This window comes from Microbulbifer sp. (assembly GCF_036563125.1).
In the GTDB taxonomy this organism is placed as follows: domain Bacteria; phylum Pseudomonadota; class Gammaproteobacteria; order Pseudomonadales; family Cellvibrionaceae; genus Microbulbifer.
Genome location: NZ_DATCMV010000133.1, coordinates 1 through 8,966, shown reverse-complemented (window position 1 = coordinate 8,966; position 8,966 = coordinate 1). Strand labels below are relative to the sequence as shown.

General features: G+C 56.9%; 6 protein-coding genes. 2 read left to right on the top strand and 4 right to left on the bottom strand.

Features of this window, described 5'->3' with window-relative positions; translation table 11 throughout:
• Positions 1–39: 39 nt before the first annotated feature.
• The 3 genes from VIL80_RS10970 to mutS all read right to left on the bottom strand — a co-directional run bounded on the left by VIL80_RS10970 (position 40) and on the right by mutS (position 3,903).
• Complete coding sequence (locus tag VIL80_RS10970; RefSeq protein WP_332036153.1) at positions 40–654, bottom strand: polysaccharide deacetylase family protein; 615 nt, start codon at positions 652–654, stop codon at positions 40–42.
• A gap of 138 nt (positions 655–792) precedes the next feature.
• On the bottom strand, positions 793–1,116 hold the full coding sequence (fdxA, locus tag VIL80_RS10965) for a ferredoxin FdxA (protein ID WP_138234850.1): 324 nt from the start codon (positions 1,114–1,116) through the stop codon (positions 793–795).
• A gap of 138 nt (positions 1,117–1,254) precedes the next feature.
• On the bottom strand, positions 1,255–3,903 hold the full coding sequence (mutS, locus tag VIL80_RS10960; RefSeq protein ID WP_332036152.1) for a DNA mismatch repair protein MutS: 2,649 nt from the start codon (positions 3,901–3,903) through the stop codon (positions 1,255–1,257).
• A gap of 250 nt (positions 3,904–4,153) precedes the next feature.
• Between mutS and VIL80_RS10955 the strand changes: the two genes are divergently transcribed.
• Positions 4,154–6,106 (top strand): glycoside hydrolase family 3 protein, encoded by a 1,953-nt coding sequence (locus VIL80_RS10955; protein ID WP_332036151.1) that lies wholly within the window; start codon positions 4,154–4,156, stop codon positions 6,104–6,106.
• Between the two features lie 111 nt (positions 6,107–6,217).
• On the opposite strand, the gene VIL80_RS10950 is transcribed toward VIL80_RS10955, so the two are convergent.
• A complete protein-coding gene (locus VIL80_RS10950) occupies positions 6,218–7,138 on the bottom strand; it encodes an N-acetylmuramoyl-L-alanine amidase (protein ID WP_332036150.1) in 921 nt (306 codons plus the stop codon).
• A 517-nt stretch (positions 7,139–7,655) separates the two neighbouring features.
• Here VIL80_RS10950 and VIL80_RS10945 point away from each other — a divergent pair.
• Positions 7,656–8,717: a hypothetical protein gene (locus VIL80_RS10945; protein ID WP_332036149.1), complete on the top strand. Its 1,062-nt coding sequence runs from the start codon at positions 7,656–7,658 to the stop codon at positions 8,715–8,717.
• The last annotated feature ends 249 nt before the right edge of the window (positions 8,718–8,966 follow it).

Below are 8,966 nucleotides of genomic sequence, written 5' to 3'. Positions count from 1 at the left end.
CAATACACTTCGATGAGATTTTTCAAAGGAGGAGTGGTATCAGGCAAACTCTTCCAGAAGTTCTGAGAGCGTCGTAAATTCGTAACCCTCCGCTTTTAGCCGCTCGGTTATGATTGGCAGTGCCTGGAGAATATGCTCTCGCTGGTTGTACAGTGGGTGCAGGATCATCACCGCACCAGGAAAGGCGTTTTCCGCCACAAGATTGGCGATTTCCTGTGCCTCGTCCAGATCCGCCAATGAGTCTTCGGGGAAGCCCCAGGAGTTTGCGCTGGTCAGTCCCTGCTCGAGCTTTTCCGGCAGTCGTGTATCCGGGAGACTGATTAATAAAGATGGGCTGCGCTCGCCCAAGTTGCGCAAAATTCGTTTAGCGCCGGCTATTTCCCTGTGCGCGATGGCGGAGGCAGTCTCGCGGTGTTTTTTCACTTTGCCTGTTTTGCGCTTTGGTTCACTGCCAAGCGCCAAAGGTTCCGGGAAAAAGGTGGCTTTGATATCCAGTCGCTCTAGCTCATTTAACAAGGCTTCGTTATTGCTGGAACTGGGTCCATCGTCAAAGGCGAGGGCTATGCGGCGGTCCTCGCCGGGGGCCGCTTCCATGGGGATTGCGAGCAGGGCGACGGCCATGGTGCGCCGCAGCAGTACGCGGAGGGTTTTCATGGTGGACATAATTATTGGTCGTGCTTGGTTACTTCTATGGAAACGGTAGAAATCATTCTGACTATAGGGACGGCTCGGAGGCCCTTGAAAACAAAAAAAGCCGTCTGCAAAGACGGCTTTTTATTTTATTGCGGGTGATCAGCGCTCAAGGTACTGCAGCTTGCCTTTCACACCATCCCACTCCTCCGCATCCGGCAGTGAGTCTTTCTTCTCGGTGATGTTCGGCCACACTTCGGCGAGTTCCGCATTCAGCTCGATGTATTCCTGCTGATCCTCCGGCACCTCGTCTTCCGAGAAGATGGCGTTGGCGGGACACTCGGGTTCACACAGGGCGCAGTCGATGCACTCGTCAGGGTGGATCACCAGGAAGTTGGGGCCTTCGTAGAAGCAGTCTACCGGGCAAACTTCCACACAGTCGGTGTATTTGCACTTGATGCAGTTTTCCCCAATTACGAATGTCATGCTTGTCCCTCAATAGTGCTGTGCGTTGCCGCTGCCGGGCGAGTTTCTCGTTAGAGTCGTGCCCATATATGGAAGCAGCGGATTTTAGCAATTACTGGCGTGAATTGTAGTGGCTTTTGAGTCGAATTGGTTGGGTGCTTATAACAGTTTACGCAGAGCGTAGAGCTGCTCCAGCGCCTGGCGCGGGGTCAGGTCGTCTGGGTCCAATGCTTCCAGTGCCTCGACCGCGGGGTGTGGAGCACTGCCAAACAGGTCCACCTGAGCGGGGGTGGTCGCTTTGGGTTGTGCCACCGGGATTGGCTTCGGCGCTGGTGCTGGTTCCGCCATCGGCTGTGTTACCGGTTTCGGACCTGGGCCCGAGTCGCGGGTAGTGTGTCCAGCTTCAAGAGCGGCGAGGCGCGCTTTGGCTTCTTCCAACACTTCTTGTGGGATGCCCGCCAGTTTGGCCACCTGCAGACCGTAGCTCTTGGACGCGGGGCCCTCCTGAATGCGGTGCAGGAACACGATGGAGTCACCGTGCTCGGTGGCATTCAGGTGAATGTTGGTGGCCTCCGGACATTGCGCCGGCAGCTCGGTAAGCTCGAAATAGTGGGTGGCGAATAGGGTAAAGGCGCGCACCTTGTCGGCCAGGAAGTGGGCGCAGGCCCAGGCCAGGGAGAGGCCGTCGTAGGTGCTGGTACCGCGGCCAATCTCGTCCATCAGGATCAGGCTGTGCTCGCTGGCATTGCGCAGGATGTTGGCAGTCTCTGTCATCTCAACCATAAAGGTGGAGCGGCCGCCGGCCAGGTCGTCGGCGCTGCCGATGCGGGTGAAGATACGGTCCAGCAGGCCGATGCGCGCGCTGTCGGCGGGCACAAAGCTGCCGCAGTGGGCGAGCAGGGCGATCAGTGCGGTCTGGCGCATATAGGTCGACTTACCACCCATGTTCGGGCCGGTAATCACCAGCATGCGGCGGGCGTCGTGCAGGTCGATATCGTTGGCCACAAACGGGACATCCAGCACCTGTTCCACCACCGGGTGGCGACCGCCCTCGACGTGGATGCCGGGTTGGTTCGAAAGCTCAGGCTTAGTCAGGCGCAGCTGGTCGGCGCGCTCGGCCATATTCGCCAGCACGTCCAGCTGGGATACCGCGGCGGCAGCGTTCTGCAGTTCCGCCAAACGTTCGTTCAGGGTGGTGATGAGTTCCTCGTACAGGAACTTCTCTCGGGCCAGGGCGCGGCTCTTGGCGGAGAGCGCCTTGTCCTCAAATTCTTTCAGTTCCGGGGTGATAAAACGCTCGGCGTTCTTCAGGGTCTGGCGACGGATGTAGTCCGCGGGTGCCTTGTCGCTCTGGCCGCGACTGATCTCGATGTAATAGCCGTGCACCCGGTTGTAGCCCACCTTGAGGGTGGGAATACCGGTGCGCTCCTTCTCGCGCACTTCCATCTGTACCAGATAGTCGCCGGCGTTTTCGCTGATGCCGCGCAGTTCGTCGAGCTCATCGTCGAAGCCATCGGCAATCACGCCTCCCTCGCGGATCACCACCGGTGGGTTTTCCACCAGTGCGCGCTCCAGCAGTTCCACGGTCTCCGGCCATTCGCCCATTTCGCGGGAAAGCTGGCCGAGCAGGGCGGCATCGGCCTCGCTCAGCTGACGCTGCAACTCCGGGAACTGGGCCAGGGACATGCCCAGGCGGGACAGGTCACGCGGGCGGGCGGAGCGCAGCGCCAGGCGACCGAGGATGCGCTCCATATCGCCGATAGGCTTGAGGGCGTCGCGCAAGGGTTCAAAGCGGTAATCGGTAATCAGTGCGGTAATCGCCTGCTGACGCTGTTCCAGGGTGTGCAGGTTGCGAAGGGGGTTGTTTAGCCAGCGGCGCAGCAGGCGGCTGCCCATGGCAGTTTTACAGGCGTCGAAGACCGACAGCAGGGTATTGTCATCGCCGCCATTGAGGTTGGTGTCAATTTCCAGGTTGCGCCGGCTGGCCGGGTCCAGTGCCACGGTATCTTCGCTGCGCTCGGTGCGCAGGGTGCGGATATGCGGCAGCTCGGTGCGCTGGGTGTCGCGGGCGTACTGCAGCAGACAGCCGGCGGCACAGAGTGCGGCGTGCATATGGCTGCAGCCGAATGCCTCAAGGTCCATGGTACCGAACTGGCGGTTCAGCAGGCGCAGCGCATTCTCCAGATCGAACTCCCAGGGCGCGCGGCGGCGCAGGCCGGCGCGGCGGTCGATCTCTGGCGGCAGAATAAGGTCCTCGGATACCAGCAGTTCGGTGGGGCTGTAGCGCTGTACCTGCTCCACAAGTGCTTCCAGGGTGTCCACTTCCTGTACCGCGAAATGCCCGGTGCCCACATCCAGCAGCGCGACACCGAATTTGCCACCCACCATGACGGTGGCCGCCAGCAAGTTGTCGCGGCGCTCGTTCAGCAGCGCCTCGTCGGTGACCGTGCCTGGGGTGACGATGCGCACCACCTTGCGCTCCACCGGCCCCTTGCTGGTGGCCGGATCGCCAATCTGTTCGGCGATGGCCACGGAAACCCCGGCCCTGATCAACCGCGCCAGATACCCCTCCGCCGCATGGTAGGGAATGCCCGCCATGGGAATCGGCTGCCCCCCTGACTTGCCGCGGGCGGTCAGGGTGACGTCCAGCAGCTCCGACGCGCGCTTGGCATCGTCGTAGAACAGCTCATAGAAGTCCCCCATACGGTAGAACACCAGCTCCTGCGGGTGTTCGGCCTTGATGCGCAGATATTGCTGCATCATGGGTGTGTGTTCGACTTGCTGGTTCGTGCTGGTGGTTGCGGGCATGAGTGCGAAAATCTTTATAAATCAGTGGCTTAGTTGTTCTTTCGTACCGGCCCCTGGGGCCCGGTGTGCCGTTTTGCGGGCGCTTTTGGCAAGCGCGCAAGGATACCAAAGCGGCGGCGAAACCACTATCAGACCGGGTGGACGTTGGGAATGAAGTGAAGGAGACGGTATCGTTCTATTGCGCTGTGGCATTAATTGTGAAGAATAAATTATTCTTTTCTGCGCTGCGCCGAATCATTGGTTATTTATTATGCTAACAAGAATTGCTCTGCCAAAGGCCGTAAAACACTTCTCTTTTGCTGTTGCCGCATTTGCCGTCGTGGCTTGCAGTAAAGCGGAGAAGGTTGCCCAGTTCGAATCTGGTGAAATACTGGATTTACGCCAAAAAATCGCGCAAAAGCTGATGCTGGATATCCGCTACTACTGCCCGGACATGCGACGCCCGACCCCGGGGGATGCGGGCAATCTGCACTGTAATCAACCGGTCACCGAACTTCCCGGCGCGTTGGCGGAAATGATCCGCCGCAATGATATCGGCGGCATCATCCTGTTTGCAGACAATCTGGAAGACAGTGCACAGATCGTGCGCCTCAACCGGCAGCTGCAAGCGGCCGCGCAGCAATCGGCCAGTGGTTTGCCATTGTTGATCGGAGTCGATCAGGAGGGCGGACGGGTAAATCGCCTGCCCCGTGATGAAGCCGCGGCATTTGCTGGCAATATGGCGATCGGTGCCACCTATGCCCGTCACGGCGAGTATTTCGCTACTCACACCGCGGCGGCGATGGGGGAGCAGCTCAAGTCGCTGGGTTTCAATGTGAACTTTGCGCCGACCCTGGATGTGAACAGCAACCCGGATAACCCTGTCATCAATGTGCGGTCCTATGGCGAGTCACCGCAAATGGTGGCGGATCTCGGAGGTGCAAGTGTTGCCGCATTCCAGCAGCAGGGTATTGCCGCCACGGTAAAACACTTTCCCGGACATGGTGATACCAGTGTCGACAGTCATACAGGGTTGCCGCGGGTAGAGCGCCCGCTGGAGCAGGCGAAGGCGGTGGATTTGCTGCCGTTTGCCCAGGTGATTGCGCGCGTACAACCGGCTTTGACGATGACGGCGCATATTCAGTATCCGTCCTTGGACAACTCGGTGCTGCGGTCAAAATCCGGCGAGGAAATGCTGGTTCCGGCTACTCTTTCGCGCAAGATACTGACCGACATTTTGCGCGAAGAATTGCATTATCAGGGCGTGGTTGTTACTGACGCACTGGATATGGCGGGTATTAGTGAATATTTCACCCCGGATCAGGCTGTGGTGCACACCTTTGCGGCCGGCGCTGATATCGCGCTGATGCCGATCAAGATTCGCTACCCGGATGACCTCCAGCTGTTGGACGCATTGATCGATTCCGTTACCGAGGCGATTGCCAACGGTGCAGTGCCGGCAGTAGAGATAGATGAATCCGTTGCCCGCATCGAGCAACTTAAACAGAAGTATGTGAACCAGAGCTGGCTGCAGCAGGGGGAAGCCGAGGCACTTCTCGCTGCACACCAAGTACTGGCTTCGCCGCAGCACCGCGCTCTGGCAAGTGAGCTGGCCACATCTGCTCTGACAGGTGTATTCACCCCTGGGGAGTCCACATTGCCTTTGATCACCAAGGATATGACGCACGTACAGGTGCTGGCGCCCAACCCGGCGGTGGGTGAGGCGTTTCGCATTGCGCTCTCGGCGGTGACCACTGCGGAAATTGAAGTGCTCGACATACCCACTGCAGTAGATAGCATCCGAAACTCTGCGGCAGATGCGCTGGTGGTGGCGAGTATCGTACCGGCGGAAAGTGCGGTGGAGCTTGGCGGTATGGAGGACCTTGGCAAGCTGGAGTACCGGCGCCTGGATCAGGAAACACTGTACGAGATTTACCGCGAGGGCCTGATTACCGCCCGGGCCAAGGGCGCGAAAACGGCATTCATAAGCATGCGCTCGCCATACGAGAGTGGGCGCTTCAAAGAGCTGGCGGATGTGCACCTGGCCAGTTTTGATTACAAGGCCTATATCGGACCGCAACAGAAACTTGAAGGCCCGATCTATCGCGCGCTTGCCGAAGCACTGGTCAGCGAAAAATTACCGGGTGGAAAACTGCCCGTAACCGTGGTGGCGCCGGCGGGGAATACTGCGTCAGTACCGAAAAATGGTCGTGTTGCCGGCTGAGATGTTCGCGGCAAAATTAACGTGACGCTGGAAAATCGTAAGCCTTTTTACAGGCGGGTTGCGATTTTCCAGGCATGTCGCAACCCGGCCTGTTCATATTGACCCGGTCAATCAGGGGCTTTTGATGGCAATCGCCTCACCACCGAACTCACCGTATCCACTCAATTTGTCCGGGAAGTATTTCTCCAGCAGCGCCAGCATGATGGCCCGGGATTGATTGTCCACTTCACCGTCTACTTGCCAGGGTCGGAAATGATACTGGAAGGCGCGCGTGTACAGGGTGATTTCGTCATCCGTCGCGGTTTCCGGGTCGATGCCGTAGCCGTAATCCTGTAACCACATGGCAAACCTGCGGCGCACCGCGTCGCGGTCACTGGTGGTATTTCCATTGAGGTAGTCCAGATGGCGCTTTACGGTGGCATCGTCATACCAGGCGCCAATGCCGGCATCCGCCAGCTGCTGCCATGGAAACTTTGGGCCTGGATCAATCTTGTACTGCGGAATGATATCGCCGTGCCCTATCACTCGCGTCGGGGTGATATCCGGATAGCGCGCCAGAATATCCTTGGATAGTGCGATCAACAGATCGATTTGCGCGGTATCAAATTCAGGGAAAAAGCACACCGCATCGGCCTCGGCCTCCGGTGTCGACTCGGGGGGTGGATGGCACTCGCTTTTGTTGACGATTTCAATACCAATCGAATGGTCATTCAGCTGGCTGCGGTCTTCCCAGCTGCTCCGACCAGCGTGCCAGGCGCGACGGTACTCATCCACCAGCTGGTACACCCGTAAATCTTTGTGGGGGTAGGTAGGGTCTCCGCTTTCGGGGATCAGGTAATGAGAGCTCACCGGTCGGGAACTCGGTTGTGTGAGTACCCGTAGCGAAGTTTCAAAATCGATGGTCGTAAAGTGCATCACCAGGAATCGCACACGCTCGCTGGCATTCTCGGATTTCACTACCTCAATCCGGTACTCATCGCTCTGGTGATTCAGGCCGCCACTATTTGCGCAGCCCGCGGTGAGGATCGGCAAGCTGCAAGTTGCGGCGAGAAGTGGCAAGCGAACCAGTCTGTTTATTGTTTTCCCGTACACAGTGCTTCCTTTTCGGCGAGTTCCCAAGAATTGCTCCAAACGTATGAGCGTTAAACCGTCTTCCAGTCGACAGAATCATGAACTGGCGATTCTGTATGGCACCAAAAATATCTTTTAGTCACGGCATGATGGCATTCTACAAATAAATAATTCCATTTGTGTATGTATTTTGGAATTTTTCAGTGTTTCTGTGCCTGCCCCGGATTTATTTAATCGGCGGATAAACCTCATTCTTGATGATGTGCTGGACTATATTGCTGGTCACTATGTCTTGAATATTTGCAATGGCACGGAATATTGGCGTGCTTCTCCAGGCTTGTATTTCCTGTGGAGGCGGGTGGGTGCCAGTGCGCTGGTCGGAGATATTAGGCGGTACTGTCAGGCGATGTGAGACGAATTCGCCCCACGATCAGCAGCATACGGATCGGTAAAAACACTAATTTAGCCGGGGTGCGTCGTGCGCATTATTATTTCTATCGCTCTCACCATGGGCACGTGTTTGGCGGGAATGTTTGTCAATGCCCCTGCGAATGCCGAAGGCCTGGCTCAGCCGGGAACTGCGGCTGTAGAGCAGGCGGCAGACTCATCTCGTATTGCTAATGAGGTCATCGCACTAGCCGATCAGGTCGTCAGGACTAAGCGCAAGAGTTTAAACCCCGAGCCCCAGGGCGGCCCGTACATTCATGTTGCTCCCAAAGATGTCGGCGTCAGCATAGGGCCGGGTGTCATCGCTCCCTACCCAAGTGAAGCCTACACCGGGCCGTTGACAATCAAGTCACCGGCCACCATAGAAAATGTACTCATCGATGGTTGCCTGCGTATTGAAAGTGACGATGTGACCCTACGCAATGTTGTCATTACGTGCAATTCATACTATCCGGTCAAAGCTACCCATCACTCCAATGCGCTCATCGAATACAGCCTGGTGATCTGCACCAAACCCACCAAGGTGTTTCGTTTGATCAGTTACCAGAATTTCGTCGTGCAACGCAGTGAGACACGGGGTTGTGAGGATCTGTTCTTTCTCAGCGGTAATAACGATGGGCTAGACGTCAGCTACAACTATATGCACTCGCTGACCCTCATTCCCACATCTCATGCGGACGGATTCCAGTTCGGTCTGGTACCCACATCGGGCTCCGGGATCATCCGCGGCAATTATTTCTGGGCCAATGCCAAAGGGAAGAAGACCGATACCATATATGCAGAAGGTAAATCCCAAGTACAGCTGCTGATCGAGGATAACTTTTTCCGCATATGGGGATTGCGCACGATTCGCTGCGGGGGTGAAGGAAGCAGTTGCATCATACGCAATAACATTTATGAGCAGGCCTTCGAAGACATGAACGTCCTGCCTTATGGCAAGCTGCTCTTCAGTTACCTCTACGGCAAGGGCGCGCATGAGGCGTCTTGCAATCGTCTGGAAGATGGCAGCCTGATAAAAGAGTTTGAGGGGCGTATCGATCGCTTCCACGGAGTGAGCCACAGTGTGGATAATTGTCCGCAGTGGCCGTATTGATTTATTCGCATGCTGATCGGGTCCGAGTAAGGACCCGCTCGTATCCTGACGAAACCCACCCCAATCTTTGCGCCTTACACATGGAATAAACTACCAATCCTCCCTTTCTGTGTGGCGTCATAAGCTACGGTTTCATATCGCAGGTACACGCCATGTCCGCGAATAATTATTCATGAATGTACATTTCAAATAGAGATTGTCGGATCTCTGGTCTTAGGGATCGGCAATATTGGCGCCATATAGCCTGTC

Coding starts and splice junctions, on each gene's coding strand:
- VIL80_RS10970 (WP_332036153.1), bottom strand. CDS start 654: ATGAAAACCCTCCGCGTACTGCTGCGGCGCACCATGGCCGTCGCCCTG.
- fdxA (WP_138234850.1), bottom strand. CDS start 1,116: ATGACATTCGTAATTGGGGAAAACTGCATCAAGTGCAAATACACCGAC.
- mutS (WP_332036152.1), bottom strand. CDS start 3,903: ATGCCCGCAACCACCAGCACGAACCAGCAAGTCGAACACACACCCATG.
- VIL80_RS10955 (WP_332036151.1), top strand. CDS start 4,154: ATGCTAACAAGAATTGCTCTGCCAAAGGCCGTAAAACACTTCTCTTTT.